The 20,094-nt window shown below is 69.6% G+C and carries 21 protein-coding genes; 14 read left to right on the top strand and 7 right to left on the bottom strand.

Features of this window, described 5'->3' with window-relative positions; all coding sequences use genetic code 11:
• A partial coding sequence (locus ACFFCN_RS02015; RefSeq protein ID WP_375489210.1) for a DUF222 domain-containing protein occupies positions 1-977 on the top strand: 977 nt, incomplete at its 5' end.
• Positions 978-1,001: 24 nt separating this feature from the next.
• On the opposite strand, the gene ACFFCN_RS02010 is transcribed toward ACFFCN_RS02015, so the two are convergent.
• Positions 1,002-1,691, bottom strand: a complete 690-nt coding sequence (locus ACFFCN_RS02010) for a hypothetical protein (RefSeq protein WP_375489208.1) — start codon at positions 1,689-1,691, stop codon at positions 1,002-1,004.
• 83 nt (positions 1,692-1,774) lie between these two features.
• Here ACFFCN_RS02010 and ACFFCN_RS02005 point away from each other — a divergent pair, with 83 nt between their 5' ends.
• The 4 genes from ACFFCN_RS02005 to ACFFCN_RS01990 all read left to right on the top strand — a co-directional run bounded on the left by ACFFCN_RS02005 (position 1,775) and on the right by ACFFCN_RS01990 (position 6,816).
• Positions 1,775-2,530, top strand: a complete 756-nt coding sequence (locus ACFFCN_RS02005) for an enoyl-CoA hydratase (protein WP_375489206.1) — start codon at positions 1,775-1,777, stop codon at positions 2,528-2,530.
• Between the two features lie 408 nt (positions 2,531-2,938).
• Complete coding sequence (locus tag ACFFCN_RS02000; RefSeq protein WP_375489204.1) at positions 2,939-4,600, top strand: glycoside hydrolase domain-containing protein; 1,662 nt, start codon at positions 2,939-2,941, stop codon at positions 4,598-4,600.
• 133 nt (positions 4,601-4,733) lie between these two features.
• A complete protein-coding gene (locus tag ACFFCN_RS01995; RefSeq protein ID WP_375489202.1) occupies positions 4,734-6,506 on the top strand; it encodes a 3-hydroxyacyl-CoA dehydrogenase family protein in 1,773 nt (590 codons plus the stop codon).
• Positions 6,507-6,510: 4 nt separating this feature from the next.
• Positions 6,511-6,816 (top strand): ATP/GTP-binding protein, encoded by a 306-nt coding sequence (locus ACFFCN_RS01990; RefSeq protein ID WP_375489200.1) that lies wholly within the window; start codon positions 6,511-6,513, stop codon positions 6,814-6,816.
• Positions 6,817-6,843: 27 nt separating this feature from the next.
• On the opposite strand, the gene ACFFCN_RS01985 is transcribed toward ACFFCN_RS01990, so the two are convergent.
• The 3 genes from ACFFCN_RS01985 to mce form a co-directional block, all read right to left on the bottom strand.
• Entirely contained in the window at positions 6,844-7,938 is a 1,095-nt protein-coding gene (locus ACFFCN_RS01985) for a hypothetical protein (protein ID WP_375489198.1), read from the bottom strand.
• A 42-nt stretch (positions 7,939-7,980) separates the two neighbouring features.
• Positions 7,981-9,333, bottom strand: a complete 1,353-nt coding sequence (gene ccrA / locus ACFFCN_RS01980; RefSeq protein WP_375489196.1) for a crotonyl-CoA carboxylase/reductase — start codon at positions 9,331-9,333, stop codon at positions 7,981-7,983.
• Between the two features lie 70 nt (positions 9,334-9,403).
• Positions 9,404-9,838 carry a methylmalonyl-CoA epimerase gene (gene mce / locus ACFFCN_RS01975; RefSeq protein ID WP_375489194.1) on the bottom strand — a complete coding sequence of 145 codons (435 nt, stop codon included), beginning with the start codon at positions 9,836-9,838 and terminating at the stop codon, positions 9,404-9,406.
• Between the two features lie 133 nt (positions 9,839-9,971).
• Between mce and ACFFCN_RS01970 the strand changes: the two genes are divergently transcribed.
• The 4 genes from ACFFCN_RS01970 (at position 9,972) to ACFFCN_RS01955 (ending at position 13,625) form a co-directional block, all read left to right on the top strand.
• Positions 9,972-11,156: an acetyl-CoA C-acetyltransferase gene (locus ACFFCN_RS01970; protein ID WP_375489192.1), complete on the top strand. Its 1,185-nt coding sequence runs from the start codon at positions 9,972-9,974 to the stop codon at positions 11,154-11,156.
• 10 nt (positions 11,157-11,166) lie between these two features.
• Positions 11,167-12,135, top strand: a complete 969-nt coding sequence (gene meaB / locus ACFFCN_RS01965) for a methylmalonyl Co-A mutase-associated GTPase MeaB (RefSeq protein WP_375489190.1) — start codon at positions 11,167-11,169, stop codon at positions 12,133-12,135.
• A gap of 87 nt (positions 12,136-12,222) precedes the next feature.
• The gene (locus ACFFCN_RS01960) at positions 12,223-13,227 is read left to right on the top strand and encodes a sulfotransferase (protein WP_375489188.1); all 1,005 of its coding nucleotides are present in this window, start codon (positions 12,223-12,225) and stop codon (positions 13,225-13,227) included.
• A gap of 68 nt (positions 13,228-13,295) precedes the next feature.
• Entirely contained in the window at positions 13,296-13,625 is a 330-nt protein-coding gene (locus ACFFCN_RS01955) for an HNH endonuclease (RefSeq protein ID WP_375489218.1), read from the top strand.
• 41 nt (positions 13,626-13,666) lie between these two features.
• Here the strand turns inward: ACFFCN_RS01955 and ACFFCN_RS01950 are convergent, their stop codons facing one another.
• Positions 13,667-14,854, bottom strand: coding sequence for an alpha/beta fold hydrolase (locus tag ACFFCN_RS01950; RefSeq protein WP_375489186.1), 1,188 nt, complete (start codon positions 14,852-14,854; stop codon positions 13,667-13,669).
• Between the two features lie 23 nt (positions 14,855-14,877).
• Complete coding sequence (locus tag ACFFCN_RS01945; RefSeq protein ID WP_375489184.1) at positions 14,878-15,630, bottom strand: DUF2127 domain-containing protein; 753 nt, start codon at positions 15,628-15,630, stop codon at positions 14,878-14,880.
• A gap of 101 nt (positions 15,631-15,731) precedes the next feature.
• On the opposite strand from ACFFCN_RS01945, the gene ACFFCN_RS01940 reads away from it, so the two are divergent.
• From ACFFCN_RS01940 to ACFFCN_RS01925, 4 genes are all read left to right on the top strand, one after another.
• On the top strand, positions 15,732-16,121 hold the full coding sequence (locus tag ACFFCN_RS01940) for a YciI family protein (protein WP_375489182.1): 390 nt from the start codon (positions 15,732-15,734) through the stop codon (positions 16,119-16,121).
• A gap of 5 nt (positions 16,122-16,126) precedes the next feature.
• Positions 16,127-17,353, top strand: coding sequence for an RNA polymerase sigma factor (locus tag ACFFCN_RS01935; RefSeq protein WP_375489180.1), 1,227 nt, complete (start codon positions 16,127-16,129; stop codon positions 17,351-17,353).
• Between the two features lie 124 nt (positions 17,354-17,477).
• Positions 17,478-17,831, top strand: coding sequence for a VOC family protein (locus ACFFCN_RS01930; protein WP_375489179.1), 354 nt, complete (start codon positions 17,478-17,480; stop codon positions 17,829-17,831).
• 28 nt (positions 17,832-17,859) lie between these two features.
• Positions 17,860-18,243 (top strand): VOC family protein, encoded by a 384-nt coding sequence (locus ACFFCN_RS01925; protein ID WP_375489177.1) that lies wholly within the window; start codon positions 17,860-17,862, stop codon positions 18,241-18,243.
• A gap of 9 nt (positions 18,244-18,252) precedes the next feature.
• Here ACFFCN_RS01925 and ACFFCN_RS01920 read toward each other — a convergent pair whose 3' ends face one another.
• Positions 18,253-19,428 (bottom strand): acyl-CoA dehydrogenase family protein, encoded by a 1,176-nt coding sequence (locus ACFFCN_RS01920; RefSeq protein ID WP_375489175.1) that lies wholly within the window; start codon positions 19,426-19,428, stop codon positions 18,253-18,255.
• 61 nt (positions 19,429-19,489) lie between these two features.
• Here ACFFCN_RS01920 and ACFFCN_RS01915 point away from each other — a divergent pair, with 61 nt between their 5' ends.
• Complete coding sequence (locus ACFFCN_RS01915; protein WP_375489173.1) at positions 19,490-20,062, top strand: MarR family winged helix-turn-helix transcriptional regulator; 573 nt, start codon at positions 19,490-19,492, stop codon at positions 20,060-20,062.
• Positions 20,063-20,094: the final 32 nt, after the last annotated feature.

Below are 20,094 nucleotides of genomic sequence, written 5' to 3'. Positions count from 1 at the left end.
CGCTGGGCCCGGTATTCCCCCACGTCGCCGCCGGGCAAGCCCAGGGTGTTGTCAGTGAGCGGCAGGCCCGGCTGATCGAGAAGACCGTTGACGAACTGCCCGACCAGGTCGCCGCGGTGCACGGTGCGCAGGTGGAGAAAGACTTGGTCGACTACGCCGCGTCGTTCGGCCCGAAACAGCTCGGCGTGATCGCGCAGCGGATCGTGGCGCACCTGAACCCGGACGGCACCCTCACCGACCCCGACGCGGTGCAGCGGCGGCGCGGGCTGTGGCTGATCCGCCACCGCGACGGGTCCAGCCGCATCGAGGGTCACCTCAGCGAGGAATGCACCGAACGGCTGCTGACCTTCTTCGACACCGCCGCCGCACCCCGCCCCGCCGTCGACGGGGTGAAAGACCCCCGCCGGCCCGAACAACGCGCCCACGACGCGCTGCTCGACCTACTCGAAGCGGCAGTCCGCGGGGGAATGGTGCCGTCGAACAACGGCGTCTCGGCGACCATCGTGGTCACCATGACCGCCGAGCAATACGCGTCGGGAGACGGCCTCGCGCGGACCGGGCACGGCGCGAGCGTCCCCGTCCGGACCATCAAGGGCTGGTCCGGCGGGGACGCCGAAGTCCTCGCCGTGGTGTTGAACAGCGTCAAGGCCATCAGTCACTACTCGAACGTGCACCGGATCTTCACCGAACAACAACGCCGCGCCATCGCCGCGCGGGACAGGGGTTGCACCTTCCCCGGTTGTCCCGAGCCACCGGGCAGGTGTCAGGTCGACCACATACCGAGGTGGGAAGACACGCACGTCACCTGCGTCGACGGTGGTGCGCTGAAATGCCGCTACCACCACCGAGAACAAGAACGCCTCGGCTACCGCCCGGTCATGCTCGGCGGCGTGCCGTATTGGATCCCGCCCGTCTGGATCGACCCGGCACAAACACCCGTGCGCAACACCCTCTTCGACGACATCCCCGCCGCCTGACCGGCCGTTGGGCTCGATCACCGCTCATTCGGCAGACGTGATCGGCCTGCGCTGGAACGCGATGTCGATGTAGCGCAACTCGTCTCTGGGAAGCACGGCCGTCGCGACCGTCGTCGGTGAGATCCGGACACCGATCGCGTAGAGGTGTGCGTCCGAGTCCACCTCGACGGCGGGGGTCTCGACGTTGTCCACCCGGACCGTTGCGTCGTGGTTCATGGCAGGCGGGCGGTCCGGCGGTGGGTCGCCTGGGTCGGTCGAATCGTCTTCGTCGGCGTCGTACTGGTTCATCAGGATGTAGTCGAGGTGCTGGAGCAGCTGGTCGGCGAGCCAGCTGGCACCCGGTGCCTCCCGGGTCCAGGTCGTCCGGACCGCCTCCCACAGTTTCGGATAACGCAGGCTTTCGAGCCGCTCGGCAAGCCAAGGCGGACGTGGGGTCGGCCGTTCGAAGAGAGCGCGGGTGGCGTCGTCGAGCCGGGCGAGATTGATCGGATCGGACCGGTCGGCCGGGTTACGCCACAGCGTGTAGGTGATCGCGGCCGAGAAGTCGACCAGCCCACTGTCGTCGCGACCCATGCTGACGCCGAAGTCATCGTCGTCGTCCAGAGCGGGCTGCCGGACCAGTCCCATGACGGGAGCCGGCATCTGGCGCAGCAGCGCATGTCGTCCTGCCCGCGGATCGGGCGCATCCCCCGAGAGCCGGCCACCGAACTGCACGTGAACGATCGTCGCCCCCCTCGAGGTCGAAGGCAACCGTGCGAGGACAGCGCCGGCGGTCGGCATCTGAGAGAGTGCTGGGCATGTCGCTGGTACTGCTCGACCGTCATGCGGACGGGGTCCGCGTACTCACCCTCAACGACCCGGACAAGCGCAATGCGATGTCGCCGGCGCTGCTGACCGAACTCGGCAAGGTCGCGGACGAGGTGGCCCACGACGACGACGCGCGGGTGCTGGTGATCACCGGCAACGGGCCGGGCTTCAGCGCGGGTGCGGACCTGCCTGCGTTGTTCGGCGCCGCGGCTGAACGGAGTATCAGCGAGGTTCGCGCCGGTCTGCGAACGGTTTACGACAGCTTCCTGCGGGTGCGCGACCTGGAGATCCCGACCATCGCAGCGGTCAACGGCGCGGCCGTCGGGGCCGGCGTCAACCTGGCGATGGCGTGCGACGTCCGCATCGCTGGGCCGAAGGCGCGGTTCGGCGTCACGTTCACCAAGCTCGGGCTGCACCCCGGTGGCGGCTGCACGTTCTTCGTCACTCAGGCGCTGGGCCGCCAGCGTGCGTTGAAGCTGATCCTGGACGGCGAGCTGCTCGATGCGGACGAGGCGTTGCGGCTCGGGCTGGTGATCGAGATTGCCGACGACCCGCTGGCGGCGGCGCTGGAGACGGCGCAGCGGTGGGCGGCTGTGGCGCCGGAACTCGCCCGCGACATCAAGCGGGCGGTGGGCATCGCGGAGCGCGGCAACTTCGCCGAGACGCTGGACTTCGAATCGTGGGCGCAGGCGGCATCGACGAGCAGTCCGCTGCTGGCCGAGGCGATCGCGAAGTACCGGCACTGACCTCATCTCTGCAGGGCGCCCGCGGGCCCTCACGGAACAGCCGTGGTGCCAATCGCCGACGACTTGCCGGCCGCCTCTTGTGCAAGATCGCAAAGCGGGTTTATCGTTCGCCCGCGCTTAGTGATCACTGCGTTACCTCATAGGAATCGGTGCCCCAGACGGCCCATGTCAGCGCGGCTTCCGAGCTGTTGCATGCCTGACACCGGCCATGGCTGCGGGTGGCCGCGGGACTGGAGAACGCACATGAACGATCGATCGCTTCGTCATGCCCGGACGCGCAGCACGCAACGCGCGCGGTCTCGCGTGGTGGCGTGGGGTACCGCTCTGATCCTCGCGGGCGGATCGGCGTGGGCCGTCGATCAACCGGCCCACGCAGCAACCACCGACAACGGTCAGTACCACATCACCGTGCGAGGTACGGACGGCAATATCTACGACACCTTCTACTCGGCGTCGTCGGGCAACTCCGGGTTCTATCCGCTCGACGCCGACAATGCCACCGGTTCCCCCGCGACCGTCATCTACAACAACCAGTTCCATGTGACGACCACCGTGACGGGCGGAGCCGTTTACGACGATTACTACAGCGCGAGCGCCAAGCGGTTCAGCGGCTTCCAGAAACGCGCCTCGATCTTTGCCGGTGACCCGGTCACCACGGTCTACAACGGCCAGTACCACGTCACGGGCATCTCGAGCGGCGGCAACGTGTACGACGAGATCTATGACCCGAACAACGGTGGGTGGCAGGCCCCGGCCTCTCTCGGTGCGCCGTCCGGCGGCGCGGCCGGCAAGCCCGCCGTCACCGTGTACGGCAGCCAGCTGCACTTCACCGTGCGCACGGTGAGCGGGGCCGTCTACGACAAGTTCTACAGCTCGACGTCCAAGGCGTTTTCCGGATGGGAATCGCTCGACGGCAAGCTGGCCAGTGATCCGGTGACCACCGTCTTCAACGATCAGTTCCACGTGACGGGACGAAGCCCCGGCAACCAGATCTTCGATGACTACTACAGCCCCAACACCAAGCAGTACGGCGGTTTCTACTCCATCGGGGCACCGCCCGGCGACGTAGCAGGCAAACCGGCGGTGACGGTGTACCACAGCCAGTTCCACGTGACCGTGCGCACCTCGACCGGCGCCGTCTACGACAAGTTCTACGGCTCCGGTTGGTCGAACTGGGAGTCACTCAACGGAACATTCGCCAGCGATCCCGCGACCACGGTGTACAGCGACCAGTTCCACGTCACCGGTGTCTCGGCCAACGGCAACGTGTACGACAACTACTACAGCTCCAGCCTCGGGCACTACGACGGTTTCAAGTCCTACGGAGCGCCGCCGGGTGGCGCAACCGGGAACCCGGCAGTGACGGTGTACCCGCCGTCGAACCCGTCGCCCTACCCGTGTTTGAACACCGATCACTGCTGGGGCGTGGACACCGTCGACGCAGTTACCGCGGGCTCGTTGAGCGATCTCAACCATCGGTGGGGGCGCAACCCGGACTTCATCGGTCAGTATCTCAACACACGCCCAGGTTCGGGTCTGTCGAGTCTGACCAAGGACCACGCCGACTTCGCCCACTCCAAGAACATCGGCATCCTGTTGATCCAGGACGAGGGGCAGTGCACCAGCGACTCGGTCGGCAAGGGTTACGCGGACGATGCCGCCAGCGACGCCGGGAAGCTCTCCGTGCCCACCAACCAGGGCATCTTCATCTTCATGGACGTGGAGCAAGGTGACACGGCAACGAGCGACTGCATCTCGTCCTATGTGTCCGAGCTCAAGAGCAAGGGGTACCAACCGGGCTTCTACGAGAACCCGGACAACGGCGACTTCTCGAACAACTACTGCAGCGCTGTCAGCGCGAACTCCGACGTGGCGTCGGCCTACCTGTGGTCGAGCGAGCCGGGTGACACGGGATCCACGACCGCGGCCAATTCCCCGAAATTCGGCCCGGACAGATTCAGCGGTTGCGCAGACAAGACGGTCGCGTGGCAGTACGCCCTGCCGCCGGACAACGACTTCAACTACGACGAGGACGAGATCGTGCCCAACCGTCGTCCGTTGCTGTGGTGAACGACCCGGCTGACGTGAGTTCGCGCGCACTCGGCTGATTCGGACCGCGTCGGCGGTGGAGCTCGGGCTAGTGTTCGCGTCGATCGGCGCGTGGTCACCCGGCGCCGCCGCACTTCACGGAGGTCGACAGCAGATGGCACGCGAGTTCCAGCAGATCGGAGTCGTCGGGCTCGGCACCATGGGCGCCGGCATCGTCGAGGTGATGGCCCGCAACGGGCTGTCGGTCACCGCGATCGACAAGGACGACGCGGCTGTCACGCGCGGCCGTGGGCACGTCGAGGGCTCGACCGCGCGCGCCGTCGACCGCGGCAAGCTGTCCGCGGAGGATCAGACCGCGCTGCTCGAGCGCGTCAGCTGGGGGACCGAGGTGTCCGCGCTCGCCGAGTGCGACCTGGTGATCGAGGCCGTGCCCGAGCAGCTGGAACTCAAGCGCGCGGTGTTCACCGAGCTCGACACGATCTGCAAGCCGGACACCGTGCTGGCGAGCAACACCTCGTCGTTGTCCATCACCGAGATCGCGGTGGCCACCGGCCGCCCGGGCAAGGTCGTCGGGCTGCACTTCTTCAACCCCGCGCCGGTGATGAAGCTCGTCGAGGTCGTGCGCACGGTCGTCACCGAGCAGGACGTGATCGACGACGCCGAGAGCTTCGTCCAGCAACTCGGCAAGACAGACGTGACGATCGGCGACCGCGCGGGCTTCATCGCGAACGCGCTGCTGTTCGGCTACCTGAACCACGCGGTGTCGCTGTACGAGTCCAAGTACGCCACCCGCGAGGACATCGACGCCGCGATGAAGCTCGGCTGCGGGCTGCCGATGGGCCCGCTCGCACTGCTCGATCTCATCGGCATCGACACCGCGTACGAGATTCTCGACACGATGTACCGGCAGGGCCGCGACCGCCTGCACGCGCCGCAGCCGATCTTCAAGCAGATGATGACCGCCGGCTTGCTGGGCCGGAAATCCGGCCGCGGTTTCTACAGCTACGCCGACAGCGAGTCGCCGGAGGTTGTCGCGGACGACCTCACGCCGCCGGCGAAGCTGGACCTCGAGGGCGTACGTCCGGTGTCGCAGGTGGGCGTGGTCGGCTCCGGGACGATGGCCACCGGCATCATCGAGGTGTTCGCGAAGGCCGGGTACGACGTCACCTTCGTCGCGCGCAGCCAGGCGAAGGTCGACGGCGTGCTCGCGTCCGTCACCAAATCGCTGGACAAGGCCGTGGCGCGCGGAAAGCTCGCCGAGGACAAGCGCGACAGCGCGCTGGACAAGATCACCGGCGCGCAGACGCTCGACGCGCTCGGGGACGTCGACCTCGTGGTGGAGGCCATCGCGGAGGACTTGTCCGTCAAGCAGACGACGTTCGGTGCGCTGGACGAGATCTGCAAGCCCGGCGCGGTGCTGGCGACCACGACGTCCTCGCTGCCCGTCGTCGCGATCGCCGCCTCGACGAGCCGGCCGGCCGACGTCATCGGCATGCACTTCTTCAACCCGGCCGCGATCATGCGGCTGGTCGAGGTCGTGGACACCGTCGCGACGGCGCCGGACGTGGTGGCCACCGTGCTCGAGGTGACCGCCAACATCGGCAAGCACGCCGTGCGGTGCGCCGACCGCGCCGGCTTCATCGTCAACGCGTTGCTGTTCCCGTACCTGAACGACGCGGTGCGGATGCTCGAGGCGCACTACGCCACGGCCGATGACATCGATTCGGCGATGAAGGTCGGCTGTGGGTACCCGATGGGGCCGTTCGAGCTGCTCGATGTCGTCGGCAACGACGTCTCGCTGGCGATCGAGCGGGAGCTGTACCAAGAGTTCCGCGAACCGGGCTTCGCGCCCGCGCCGTTACTCGAGCAGCTGGTGACTGCCGGGCGGCTCGGCCGTAAGACCGGCAAGGGCTTCCGCGACTACTGAGCAGATGGGTCGTCGTAACCGGCGTGACGTGCCGCCCGCGCGAGCCTTCGGCGGCGCCGGCGCGCAGCGCACGGAGATGTGGCGGGGTGCGGACTACGTTGTTCGGTCGGTCACCGGGCAGTCAGCCACGAAGGACTACCGCTGCCCGGGCTGCGACCAGCTGATCCTGGCCGGGCGCCCGCACGTCGTGACGTGGCCGGCCGCCGATCCGGACGCGGACGACCGTCGGCATTGGCACACCGCGTGCTGGGCGGCGCGCAACCAGCGCGCACCCGGCGTGCAGCGCGGCCGCAACGCGCCGCGGCACTGAGAATCAGCCCCGCGGATCGATCGCGAGTCAGCTGGCGGCCGGCGGCGTTGGCTTCGGCCGGGTGTCCAGGTCGGCCGTCGAACCGGTGTCGGCCAACTCGGGCTTCGGCGGCGTCTCGGCCAGCGATTCGTCCAGCGCCAGGCGCAGAGTGCCGGACAGGGTCTCGAGCGAGGTGTGTGTGCGGTCGCGTTCGTCGTGCAGCCGCCGCACCTCGTGCGTGGCGTCGGCGATCAGCTGACGGGCGCGCGCCTGGGCGTCGGCGACGGTCTTCGCGGCGGCCGCGTCGGCGTTGGCCTTCTGCTCGGCCTGCTCGCGGGCCATCTTCGAACGGCGTAGGCGCAGCGTGATCTCGAAGTCCTCGTTGGCCCGCTCGCGCACGGCATTGGCCTGCGCGTCGAGGCGCTCGCGCTCGGCCGCGGACTTGGCGTCGAGGCGCTCGCGTTCGGTCGCCGACTCGGTGTTGCGGGTTGTGCGCGACGTATTCGCTTCGTCGTCGAGCCGGCCGCGCAGCGTGGCGGACTCGGTGTTCAGCCGCTCCCGCTCCGCCTCGGCCTCGGCGGTCAACCGGACCTGCTCGGCACGCAGCTTGGCGTCCCGCTCGGCGAGCTCGGCGTCCACCCGCACGCGATGGGCATCCGCTTCGTCCACGCGCTGGCGGTAGACGGCCTCGGCCTCGGCCTTGCGGTCGGCCGCCTCGCCGAGCAGCTGCTCCGCCTCGGTCTGTGCCGTGGCGCGCGTTCGGGCGGCGCTGTCCGCGGCGCCGGTGCGCGTCTGCTCGGCCTGGGTCTGCGCGTCCTGGCGCAGCTTGGCGGCGTCGGCCTTGGCGGCGGTCAGGATCGCGCGTACGCGCTCGTCGACGTTCTCCGGGGTGACCGCCTCGGTGGCGGTGCGCAACTGCCGGCGCATGGATTCCACCTGGGCGTGCGCACTGGCCAGCTGCGCGGCGAGGTCGGCGCTGCGGTTGGCCGCGGCGTCGCGCTCGGCGACGGTGACCCGGACCTCGTCGTCGAGCCGGCTGACCTCGCGATCGACCTGTTCGCGGTCATAGCCGCGCATCGCGGTATCGAAGCCGCGGCTGGATTCGTAGAGCGGCAGGAGGTCGGTCGGTGATGAGTCGCTCATCGACCCATAATCCCACCTGCGACCCGATTGCCGAAGTGCCCCTTACCGATTTCGGAATCGGTTGATCGCCTCGAGGTGTTGCTCGCGCAACTGCTGGTCGCGGACGCCCAACCCTTCCTCGGGCGCGAGGCACAGCACGCCGACCTTGCCCTGGTGCAGATTGTGGTGCACGTCGTTCGCGGCCTGCCCGGTCTCGGCGAGCGGGTAGACCCGCGACAGCGTGGGGTGGATGGCGCCCTTGGCGATCAACCGGTTGGCCTCCCACGACTCGCGGTAGTTGGCGAAGTGTGAGCCGATGATGCGTTTCAACGTCATCCAGAGGTAACGGTTGTCGTACTCGTGCATGTAGCCCGACGTCGACGCGCAGGTCGTGATGATGCCGCCGCGTCGGGTCACGTACACGGACGCGCCGAACGTCTCGCGTCCCGGGTGTTCGAAGACGATGTCGATGTCGTCGCCACCGGTGAGCTCGCGGATCTTCGAGCCGAACCGCTTCCATTCGGCCGGCTGCTGCTCGCCGTCGCGCCAGAACTCGTATCCCTCTGCGGACCGGTCGATGATCAGCTCGGCGCCCATCGCGCGGCAGATCTCGGCCTTCTCCGGCGAGGACACGACGCAGACCGGGATGGCCCCGCCGTTCAGCGCATACTGCGTCGCGTAGCCGCCGAGGCCGCCGGAGGCGCCCCAGATCAGCACGGTGTCGCCCTGCTTCATGTTCGCGCCGTGGTGGCTGACAAGCTGCCGGTAGGCCGTCGCGTTGACCAACCCGGGCGCGGCCGCCTCCTCCCACGTCAGGTGCGCCGGCTTCGGCATGAGCTGGTTGGACTTGACGAGGGCGAGCTCGGCCAGGCCACCGAAGTTGGTCTCGAACCCCCAGATGCGCTGCTGTGGGTCCATCATCGTGTCGTCGTGGCCCTGCGGGTCCTCGAGCTCGACGGACAGGCAGTGGGCGACGACCTCGTCACCGGCCTTCCACCGCGTGACGCCGGGGCCGGTACGCAGGACGACGCCGGACAGGTCCGACCCGACCACGTGGTACGGCTGGTCGTGCTTGGCGGCCAGGCTCGACGAGCGGCCGTAGCGCTTGAGGAAGGAGAACGTCGACACCGGCTCGAAGATCGAGGTCCACACGGTGTTGTAGTTGATGGCGCTGGCCATCACGGCGACGATCGCCTCGCCCGGGCCGAGCTCGGGGGTCGGCACGTCCTGCAGGTGCAGGCTCTTGCGCGGGTCCTTCTCCTTGGTCTGCAGACCCTCGAACATGTCGACCTCGTCGGCGCGCACGACCATGCCCTGGTAGCTCTCGGGGAGGGGCAGGTCGGCGACGGCCGAGTAATCGTCGTTCAGGATGGCGCTCTGCACCTTGCTGACTGCGTCAGAGTGAATGTCGCTCACGGGAGGCCTCTCTCGGGTGGGCGGATGTTACCGAAGAGTAACATGTGCGCGGATCGTCGGCGGGCGAAGGTCAGCGGGCGGGCTCGACCAGCTCGACGAGTACCCCGCGCGCGTCCTTCGGGTGCACGAAGTTGACCCGGCTGCCCGACGTCCCGCGCTTCGGCGCGTCGTAGAGCAACCGCATGCCGCGCTCGCGCAGGGTCGTGGACACCGCGTCGATGTCGTCCACCGTGTACGCGACCTGCTGCACGCCCTGACCGTTGCGGTCCAGGAACTTGGCGATGGTGGACTCGGGCGTCAGCGGCGCGAGCAGCTGGATGCGGGTGGATCCGCTGGAATCATCACCCTGGGCTACCTCGAGCATCGCTTCGCGCACGCCCTGCTCGTCGTTGGTTTCCTCATGGACGCTCACCACACCGAAGGTGTCGCGGTAGAAGGCGATCGCGTCGTCGAGATCGGGCACGGCGATGCCCACGTGGTCGATCTTGCGGAACAGACTGCTCATGGCCGCAATCCTGGCAACCTCAACCGCTTTCGGGCGATGTCCCGTGCCACGGCTCACACCGCGCGACCGTACGGCGCGGATACAGTCAGACGATTGCCCGCCGCCTGTCATTGCAGCGAGAGAGGACGCACACATGGCTGAATCGGTCATCGTCAACGGAGCCCGTACCCCGATGGGGCGGCTGCTCGGCTCGCTGAAGGAATTCTCCGGCGTCGACCTCGGCTCGTTCGCGATCAAGGCGGCGCTGGGGCGTTCGGGCATCACCGGCGACCAGGTCCAGTACGTGATCATGGGTCAGGTCATCACCGCCGGCGCGGGCCAGATCCCCGCACGACAGGCTGCGAGCAAGGCCGGCATCCCGCTGTCGGTTCCTGCGCTGACCGTCAACAAGGTGTGTCTGTCCGGCCTGGACGCCATCGCCCTGGCCGACCAGCTGATCCGCGCCGGCGAATTCGACATCATCGTGGCCGGCGGCCAGGAGTCGATGACCCAGGCACCGCACCTGCTGCCGAAGTCGCGCTCGGGGTTCAAGTACGGCTCGGTCGAGATGATCGACTCGATGGCCTTCGACGGCCTGACCGACAGCACCGAGAACATCCCGATGGGCGAGTCGACCGAGCACTACAACACCAAGTTGGGCATCGGTCGGGCGGAGCAGGACGAGTTCTCGGCACGCTCGCACCAACGCGCGGCTGTCGCCCAGAAGAACGGCTTGTTCGACGACGAGATCACCCCGGTCTACGTCCCGCAGCGCAAGGGCGACCCGATCGAGGTTCGCGAGGACGAGGGAATCCGTGGCGACACCACCGCCGAGGTGCTCGGCAAGCTGCGCCCCGCGTTCAGCAAGGACGGCACGATCACCGCGGGCTCGTCCTCGCCGATCTCCGACGGTGCGGCCGCGGTCGTGGTGATGAGCAAGGCGAAGGCCGAGGAGCTGGGGCTGACCTGGCTCGCCGAGATCGGTGCGCACGGCAACGTCGCAGGTCCGGACAACTCGCTGCAGAGCCAGCCCGCCAACGCCATCAAGCACGCGCTGGGCAAGGCCGGCAAGCAGGTGAGCGACCTCGACCTGATCGAGATCAACGAGGCGTTCGCGGCCGTCGGCCTGCAGTCGATGAAGGACCTCGGCGTCAGCGACGACATCGTCAACGTCAACGGCGGCGCGATCGCGCTCGGTCACCCGATCGGCATGTCCGGCGCGCGGCTCGCACTCACGCTGGCCCTCGAGCTCAAGCGCCGCGGCGGTGGCACCGGCGCGGCGGCGCTGTGCGGCGGCGGCGGTCAGGGCGACGCGCTGCTGCTCACCGTCCCTGCGTAATACTCGCGCAGTGGCGACAGCTCGCCGAGACGTCGACGTCGCGGACCTCGTGTCTCGCGCCCGCGACGGTTCGGCGCGCGCGGTCGCCCGGTTGATCTCGCTGGTCGAGAACGACTCGCCGGCGCTGCGCGAGGTGGCCGCGGCGCTGGCGCCGCACGGCGGCAACGCACAGATCGTCGGGCTGACCGGTTCGCCGGGCGTCGGCAAGTCGACGTCCACCTCGGCGTACGTGACGGCACTGCGCAGTGCCGGCAAGCGCGTCGGCGTGCTCGCCGTCGACCCGTCGTCACCGTTCTCCGGCGGCGCCCTGCTCGGTGACCGGGTGCGCATGCAGGACCACGCCACCGACGACGGCGTGTTCATCCGCTCGATGGCCTCGCGTGGGCAGCTCGGTGGTCTGTCTGCGGCGGTGCCGCAGGCACTGCGGGTGCTCGACGCCGCCGGTTGCGACGTCGTGCTCGTCGAGACCGTCGGCGTCGGGCAGGCGGAGGTGGAGATCGCCTCGCTGGCCGACACGACGCTGCTCGTGCTGGCCCCCGGCTTCGGTGACGGCATCCAGGCCGCGAAAGCGGGGATCATCGAGATCGCCGACATCTTCGTGGTGAACAAGGCCGACCGCGACGGCGCCGATCAGGTGGTGCGCGACCTGCGCTACATGCAGTCGCTGGGCGGCCGGCACTCCGCGGCCGGCGCGTGGCGCCCGCCCATCGTCAAGACCGTGGCCGCGCGGGCAGAAGGGGTCGACGACGTGGTCGCGGCGGTCGAGAAGCACCGGGGCTGGCTGGCCGAGCACGGCGAGCAGGAGCGTCGCCGCACGGCTCGAGCTGCGGCCGAGATCGAGGCGATCGCGCTCGGCACCGTGCGCCGCCGGCTGGGCAACGTGCACGGGTCGTCGGACCTGGACGCGGCCGCGGCACAGGTGGTCTCGGGCGAGACCGATCCCTATACCGCCGCCGAACACCTCGTCGCTGCCCTCTGAGCCGCCGAGTCGCGTCGGCGCGGTCGTCCGCGGCCGAGGAGGCCGTCACCGGCCGGAGCTTCGACAGATCAGTAGTGTCGTCAGGCAATGAGTGGCCGACCCGTACTGATGATGGGATGCCCGCGTTCGGGCACCACCTTGCTGAGCGCGCTGCTGCATGCGCATCCCGACTTCGCGGTCGCCCCCGAGACGCGGTTCCTGCTGCCGGCCTACCGGCGGCGCGCCGAGTTCGGCGATCTGCACGACGCGGCGAGCCGCAGGCGGCTGGGCGAGTTCGTCACCCGTCCGGAATCGTCGTTCAACGACCTGAAGCTGGACCGCGACACGGTCATCGCCGCTGCGGTGGCCTCGCCCCCATCGTTCGGATCCGTGGTCTCGGCGGTGTGGCGCGAGTTCGCGGCGCAGCGCGGTGCGCGCAGATGGGTGGAGAAACGACCGCTGTACTGGCGCTACACGGCCGTGCTCCTGCGCCTGTTCCCCGACGCGCAGATCGTGCACCTCGTCCGCGACCCGCGCGCGGTGGTCGCGTCGCTGATGCGCGTGCCCTGGTACCAGAAACCGGTGACGCACGCGTTGGCGCAGTGGGCATCGGCCGAACGCGAACTGCGCGCGCTCGGCCGTCGGCTGCCGTCGGACAGCTACTTCTGTCTGCGCTACGAGGATCTGCTCGACGATCCCAGGACGCAGCTCGGCGCACTGTGTCAGTTCCTGGACGAGCCGTTCGCCGAGCAGATGCTGGACTTCGCCGATGCCGCCGGAGACCTGGTGCCCGACCGCAAGACGTGGCACTCGCGGGTCCGTGGACCCTTCGACCCGAGTCGCGTCAACGCGTGGGAGCGGGTGCTGACGCCGGAGCAGACGGGTCTGATCGAGTGGGGCGTCCGGCGCTCGATGGGTCGGGTCGGTTACTCGGCGAGCGGCAAGGCGGCGCGCCCGACTGCGGTAGACGTGCGCGACTACGTCAAGGACCTCGGCATCGAACGCGCTAATCTGGTCCGCCGCGCGACCCGTGACCTGCGCGAGCGGCGCCGACATCCGATGGACCTCGCGGCGACGAATCCGGAGCGGGCGGACGGGCCGTCCGCCCGGTGAACCCGGCACGCAGCGAGACGGATCGGCCGGTGCACAGCGCCCAGCCCGGACGCGTCGAACGGCTGGCCATGATCCTTCGTCGCGACGGCCCGACGTGTGTCTGGTGCGAACGCGAGTTCGGCGACTTCGTGGTCCCGACGACCGATCATCTCGTGCCGCGCGTGCGGGGCGGGCCGTCCTGGCTGGCCAACGAGGTGGCCGCCTGCCGTCGCTGCAACGCCGAACGCGGGCACGAGGCGCCGGCCGCCTGGCTGGCGGAGTGCGAACGACGTGGCTGGCACCCGGACCGTGAGCGGGTGCGCCGCGTCCTGCTCGGCCTGCAGGCGGCGATCGCGGTGCGCGGCGGCCAGCGGCGCGCCCGTCCGTACCTGGCGAACCAGCTGCGCCGGTTGGCCTGAGCGGCTGCGCCGATTGGCCTGCGCCGGTCGACCTGGGCCGCTCAGCCGGTCAGGCCGCCGATGAACTCGCGGGTGAGTCGGGCGGTCTCCTCGCGGTACTCGAACTGCGGCACGTGCCCGCAGTTGCTGAACACCACGGTGCGCGCGGTGGGCAGTGCGTCGGACACGAACCGGGCGAACCCGGCCGGTACGAGCACGTCCTTGTCCCCCCAGACGAACAGCGCCGGCGGCTCGAGCGCGGGCAGCCGGTCCCAGAAGCCGCTCTCGCCGAACGGCTCGTCGAGATAGATGTTGCGCAGCGCGGAGAACGCCGCGAGCCGGTTCGCGCGGATCGACAACACGCGCACGAATTCGTCGATCGCGGCCTCGTACCACGCGTCGGGCAGCCGCGACGGGTCGGCGAACAGCCCACGCAGTCCGGCCAGCGCCATCCGTCGCGGCACGCGCAGCGGCAGCGCGGCGATCTCGTCGGGGACGAGCCGCACGAACGGCACGAGCTGGCGCAGCTTGCGGAACGCGACGGCCGGACACAGCAGCACGAGGCCGCGCACGTCGGCCGGAGAGTTGAGCGCCGCCTCGAGCGAGGTCCGGCCGCCCAGGCTGTTGCCCACGAGTACGGCCGGCTGGTCGCACGTCTCGCGCAGGAACGCGACGAGCCAGTCGCCGAGGTAGCGCGCCGCGTGCTGCGCGCTCGTCGCCTGCGTGCCGCCGTGGCCGGGCAGGTCCGGGGCGAGCACCCGGAAGTCCTTCGACAGGGCGGGGATGAGCGGCAGCATCGATGCGTTCGTCGCGCTCAGCCCGTGCACGAGCACTACCGGTGGCGCGTCCACCGGGCCGGCCTCGAGGTAGAAGGTCTCCAGGCCGCCGGCGCGCACGGAGCGCGTGTAGGTGCGGCTGTCGTCGGAGACGTCGCCGGGGAACAGACCATCGAGCTGCAACGCCAGGGACAGATCGCCGCGCACGGTCAGCGCGCCGTCGAGGAACGCCTGCACACCGGAGCGCTCGCCGGACACGACGTCGGTCAGCACGGGCAGCGCGGCGTGCACCGTCGTCGTGGGGCGTGCCGGTCCGCCGTGCCGCGCCGCGGTGCGGCCGCGCTCGATGTCCACCGTCCAATTGGCCATGCCACCGGCCGAGAACATCAGGCTGGCGTCGCGGTCGGCCAGCAACGGCGAGTAGGTGCCGGCCAGCCGCTCGCGCAGCAACGGCAGGAGATCGGTTTCCGCCACACCGGAATCTTGCCCGATGCGCCTCACGCGGCGGACGAGTGTTCGACCTCGAGCAGTGATTCCTCGTTCAGCGACGCTTCGTAGGCGCGGTAGCCGCCGCGCAATCCGAACAGCCGCTTGGACACGAGCAGGTACACCACCGCCGCGATATTGACGAGCAACACCACGATCTTCAGCCAGGTGATCGTCTCGGTCAGCTCGTAGACCTCGAGCGGGATGAACAGCGTGGTGCCGACGACGGCGACGTACTCGCCCCACCGCCGCAGCGACCACAGGCCGATGCCCTCGAGCACCTGCAGCAGGCCGTAGACCAGCAGTCCGACACCGACGACGGTCAGCGTCGAAGACTTCGTGTGCAGCACGTGCTGGATCGACTTGATCGTCGCGCTGTCGGAGATGTTGAAGTGCACCTGCCGGAAGAACGGCCGCAGCGCGCTGACATCGCGGGAGAACAGCTCCTGCAGGCTGACCTGCGAGCTCTTGAGCCGGAACACCGCGATGGCCAGCAATGTCAGCACGAGCCCGCGCACCCATCGCTCGATCGCGAGCAGCCGCAGGATGAACGCGCTGCGCAGTGCCTTGCCGCGCAGCAGCACCGGCGCGTCGTCGGCACGGCCCGAGCCGTGCGGCTCGCCGAGCACGTACGCGCCGCACCGCAGGCACCGCCACGCGTCGCCGAGCGGCGTGTGCGCCTCCAGCTTGTCGCGGTAGCGCGACTCCTCCGGCGCGTACGTCACGTGCCCCTTGCGCGAGCACGTGCGCAGGTTCCAGTCCATGGCTGGCGAGGGTAGTCAGCTCCAAGCCGATGTCCGGAGCGGCCGGCCGCAAGAATGTGCCGACCGGTTGTCGATTCCGGTTTCGGCCGTACGTCGGGACAATGACGGCCCGACCAGCGGACCGAGAACGCCTGGAGGCACACGTGTCGCAGTACCTCATCCTGATCTACGGAGACGCCGAGGCGGAGGAGCGGATGCTGACCGAGCGCAACGACGCGATCATGCAGGGCCACCTCGACTTCGGCGCGCGCAACCGCGCGGCCATCGTCGGCGGTGAGGCGCTGCAGCCGCCGTCGACCGCCACGACGGTGCGTGTCGACGGCGATGGCGGTTTCGCGGTCACCGACGGCCCGTTCGCCGAGACGAAGGAGGCGCTCGGCGGCTATTACGTCGTGGAGGCGGCCGACCTGGACGCGGCGATCGCGATGGCCAAACAGATTCCGACGATCGGCGGCGGCGTCGAAGTCCGCCCGATCATGGTGTTCACCTGAGCGCAGTGCGGGCGGCAGCCGCGGTCGCCGACGCGCACCGTCGCGAGTGGGCCTTCGTGCTCGCCGCGACGGTGCGTGTCACGCGCGACGTCGACGTCGCGGAGGAGTGCGTGCAGGACGCCTATGCGCGCGCCCTGCAGGCGTGGACCGAACGCGGAGTGCCGGCGAAGCCCGCGGCGTGGCTGACCACCGCTGCGCGCAATCGCGCGCTGGACATCTCGCGTCGGGATCAGCGCATGCGCCGGTTGCTGCCCGAACTAGTGCTCGACGACGTCGTGCCGCAGGATCACCGCGCCGCGGCCGACGACATCCCCGACGACCGGTTGCGGTTGATCTGCACGTGCTGCCATCCGGCGCTCGCGTTCGACGCGCGCGTCGCGCTCACCCTGCGGCTGGTGTGCGGGCTGACCACCGCCGAGGTCGCGCACGGATTCCTCGTGTCCGAGCCGACGATGGCCGCGCGCATCACCCGCGCGAAGAAGAAGATCGCCGCGGCGGGTATCCCGTACCGCGTCCCGGCGGCGAGCGAACTGCCGGCGCGTATCGGGGCGATGCTCGACGTCGTGCACCTCGTGTTCACGACGGGCCACAACGCGCCGGCCGGTGATCACCTGCGGCGCGGTGAACTGGTCGAACGGGCGCTCGACCTGGCCCGGATGCTGCGCACGCTGTTGCCGGCCGACGCCGATGTCGCGGGGCTGCTCGCCCTCATCCTGCTGACCGACGCGCGACGTGCGACCCGGGTCGACGCGACGGGCGCCCTGGTGCTGCTCGTCGACCAGGACCGCGCCGCGTGGGACCGCGCCGCGATCGCGGAAGGGGTCGCGCTCGTGCGCGCGGCGCTGGCGCAGCGGCCGCCCGGCCGGTTCGCGCTGCAGGCGGCGATCGCCGCCGTACACGCGCAGGCCGCAAGCTGGGACGATACGGACTGGGCCGAACTCGTCGGCCTGTACGACCTGCTCGTCCGGCTGTGGCCGTCACCGGTCGTCGCGCTCAACCGGGCGGTCGCAGTGGGGTTCGCGCACGGCGCGCAGGCCGGCCTGGACGCACTCGACCCACTGACGAGCGAACCGCAGCTCGCGACCTACGGCTACCTGTCCGCGGCGCGGGCGGACTTCCTGCGCCGGCTGGGGCGCACCGACGAGGCGCGGGTCGCCTACGACGAGGCCGTGCTGCTCACCGACAACCAGGTGGAGCGCCGCTTCCTCATCGGTCGTCGCAACTCTCTCTGAACGGCCAACGGAGCCGCCGGCTGCTGCGCGCTGATATTGCCCGACGGATGGTCGGCGGGCACGATGGCGTTGGTCTGCTGACCCGGACCGGAGGTAGGGCATGCGCGTCATGAGACGCATCGTCGTGTTCGACGCTGCGGATGTGGGTGCGGAGAGCCGATTCTGGGCCGGGCTGTTGGACGGGACGGTCCATCGGGACGGCGATTGGCACAGCGTTGTCGTCGATGGCGAATGGGTAATCGGTGTGCAGCACGCGCCGGATCACGTGCCGCCCGTTTGGCCGGGGGGTGCCCAACAGCAGCAGGTGCACCTCGACCTGCACGTCGACGATCTCGAAAGCGCCAGCATGCGGGCCGTCGCCCTCGGCGGCCGCATGCTCCAGGACGTGCGCAAGCCGGCGGACAACCCGGACGGCTCGGAGAGGTTTTCCGTTTACGCAAGTCCGGCCGGGCACCCGCTGTGCCTCGGCTCGCACTGAACTCACCCACCAGGACGGGGGATCTGCCTTGGCGCAGCCAGTGGTGCACTTCGAGATCATCGGCACCGACCCCGGCAATCTGCGCAGCTACTTCGGCGACCTGTTCGGCTGGGAATTCGACACGCCGTCGTCGGTGGCGCAGGAGGTGTCCGACGAGGGCGAATACGGCTTCCTGGAGCTGGTCACCGGCCCGGACGGCAGTGGCATCCGCGGCGGCATCGGAGGTGGTCCGCAACGCGTGCCGCGAGCGATGTTCTATGTCGCCGTGCCGGACGTCGGCGCAGCCTTGGCCCGCGCCGAGGAACTGGGCGGGCGACGGGTGATGGGCCCGGCGACGTCACCGAACGGGCTGGTGGTCGGGCACTTCACCGACCCGGAGGGCAACCTGATCGGCGTCGCCGGCGTCGGCTGACTCGGCGGCTCAGCGGAAGGCGTCGATACCGGTGAGCTTCGAGCCGAGTACGAGCGTGTGCACCTCGTGCGTGCCCTCGTAGGTGTAGACGGTCTCGAGGTTCACCGCGTGCCGCAGCACGGGGTACTCGGTGGTGATGCCGCTGCCGCCGAGGATCGAGCGCGCCTCGCGGCAGATGCCCAGCGCGGCGCTGACGTTGGCGAACTTGCCGAAACTGATGTGGTGCGGCTCCACGCGCCCGCTGTCCTTGAGCTCGCCGATGCGGCGCGCCGTCAGCTGCGCCTGCTGCAGGGCGACGGCCATGTCGGCGAGCTTCTTCTGCGTGAGCTGGAAACCGCCGACCGGCTTGCCGAACTGTGTACGGCTCGTGGCGTAGTCGAGCGTCGCGGCGAGCGCGTCACGAGCCGCGCCCGTGACACCCCAGACGATGCCGAAGCGGGCCTCGGTGAGGCAGCCGAGCGGTCCCTTCAGCCCGCGCACTTCGGGCAGCATCGCCGAGGCGGGCACCCGGACGTCGTCGAGGATGAGCTCGCTGGTCACCGAGGCGCGCAGCGAGATCTTGTGGTGCACGTCCTGCGCGGTGAAGCCCGGCATGTCCTTCTCGACGAGGAAGCCGCGAACACCCTCGTCCTCGGTGCGCGCCCACACGACAGCGACATCGGCCAGCGAGCCGTTGGTGATCCACATCTTGTTGCCGTTGATGACCCAGTCGTCGCCGTCGCGGCGCGCGCGGGTGCGCATCGACCCCGGGTCCGAGCCCGAGTCCGGTTCGGTGAGGCCGAAGCAGCCGATCAGTCGCCCGGCGGCCATGCCGGGCAGCCAACGCTGCTTCTGCTCCTCACTGCCGTAGGCGTGGATCGCGTACATCGCGAGCGAGCCCTGGACGCTGACGAGCGAGCGCAGGCCGGAGTCGACCGCCTCGACCTCCGCGCAGACCAGCCCGTACTGCGAGGCCTTGGCGCCCTGGCAGCCGTACCCCTCCAGGTGCATGCCGAGCACGCCGAGCTCGCCCAGTTCCTGCGCGAGCTCGCGCGCGGGCAGGGTGCCGTCCTCGAACCATTCCCGGATGTGCGGACGCAACCGGTCGTCGGCGTACTTGCGCACGGTGTCGCGCAGCAGGCGGTCGTCGCCGTCGAGTTCGTCGGCGAGATCGAGGAGATCCAGGCGGTCGAGTGCGTCGCTCATGTCGCCCGACGCTACGCCGTCGATCGGACAGGTCCTGATGCCGCTGGTTACCCTCTACCGCATGTCGCAACCGCTCGAGTTCGACCCGATCGAGCGAGCCGGGCAGCTGTGGACGAGAACGTGGCCGGACGAGCCGCCCGAGGTGTACGACGCGATGCGCGCCGTCACGTCGATCATGCGGGCGCATCAGATCCTGCTGGCCGAGCTCGACAACATGCTCCGCCCGCACGGCATCACCTTCAGCCGGTACGAGGCACTGGTGTTGCTCGTGCACTCGCGCGCGGGCGCGCTGCCGCTGTCGAAGATCGGCGAGCGGCTGCAGGTGCACGCGACGTCCGTGACGAACGTGGTCGACCGGCTCGAGGCGGCCGGGCTCGTCCGACGTGAGCCCAACCCGCGCGACGGCCGCGGCACGCTGGCCGTCATCACCGACGACGGGCGCGCAGTGGCGGCGAAGGCGACCGAGCAGCTCAACGGGGCGCGCTTCGGGCTGGCGGCGCTGGACGGAGCGGAGCTGGCGCAGGTGTTCGCGGTGCTGCGCACGCTGCGCGTCGGCGCCGGCGACTTCGCGACGCAGGAGGCTGAGACCCAAGACGTCGAGACCCACGCCACGGTGTCCCGCGCCGCCGGCTGAACGAAGGCGCGAGACACTGCGTCGCGGACCAG

The organism is uncultured Jatrophihabitans sp. (assembly GCF_964246335.1).
In the GTDB taxonomy this organism is placed as follows: domain Bacteria; phylum Actinomycetota; class Actinomycetes; order Mycobacteriales; family Jatrophihabitantaceae; genus Jatrophihabitans.
This window is presented reverse-complemented; position numbering and strand designations above follow the sequence as displayed.

Coding starts and splice junctions, on each gene's coding strand:
- ACFFCN_RS02005 (WP_375489206.1), top strand. CDS start 1,775: ATGTCGCTGGTACTGCTCGACCGTCATGCGGACGGGGTCCGCGTACTC.
- ACFFCN_RS01995 (WP_375489202.1), top strand. CDS start 4,734: ATGGCACGCGAGTTCCAGCAGATCGGAGTCGTCGGGCTCGGCACCATG.
- ACFFCN_RS01990 (WP_375489200.1), top strand. CDS start 6,511: ATGGGTCGTCGTAACCGGCGTGACGTGCCGCCCGCGCGAGCCTTCGGC.
- ACFFCN_RS01985 (WP_375489198.1), bottom strand. CDS start 7,938: ATGAGCGACTCATCACCGACCGACCTCCTGCCGCTCTACGAATCCAGC.
- mce (WP_375489194.1), bottom strand. CDS start 9,838: ATGAGCAGTCTGTTCCGCAAGATCGACCACGTGGGCATCGCCGTGCCC.
- ACFFCN_RS01970 (WP_375489192.1), top strand. CDS start 9,972: ATGGCTGAATCGGTCATCGTCAACGGAGCCCGTACCCCGATGGGGCGG.
- ACFFCN_RS01960 (WP_375489188.1), top strand. CDS start 12,223: ATGAGTGGCCGACCCGTACTGATGATGGGATGCCCGCGTTCGGGCACC.
- ACFFCN_RS01955 (WP_375489218.1), top strand. CDS start 13,296: ATGATCCTTCGTCGCGACGGCCCGACGTGTGTCTGGTGCGAACGCGAG.
- ACFFCN_RS01945 (WP_375489184.1), bottom strand. CDS start 15,630: ATGGACTGGAACCTGCGCACGTGCTCGCGCAAGGGGCACGTGACGTAC.
- ACFFCN_RS01940 (WP_375489182.1), top strand. CDS start 15,732: ATGACGGCCCGACCAGCGGACCGAGAACGCCTGGAGGCACACGTGTCG.
- ACFFCN_RS01920 (WP_375489175.1), bottom strand. CDS start 19,428: ATGAGCGACGCACTCGACCGCCTGGATCTCCTCGATCTCGCCGACGAA.
- ACFFCN_RS01915 (WP_375489173.1), top strand. CDS start 19,490: ATGTCGCAACCGCTCGAGTTCGACCCGATCGAGCGAGCCGGGCAGCTG.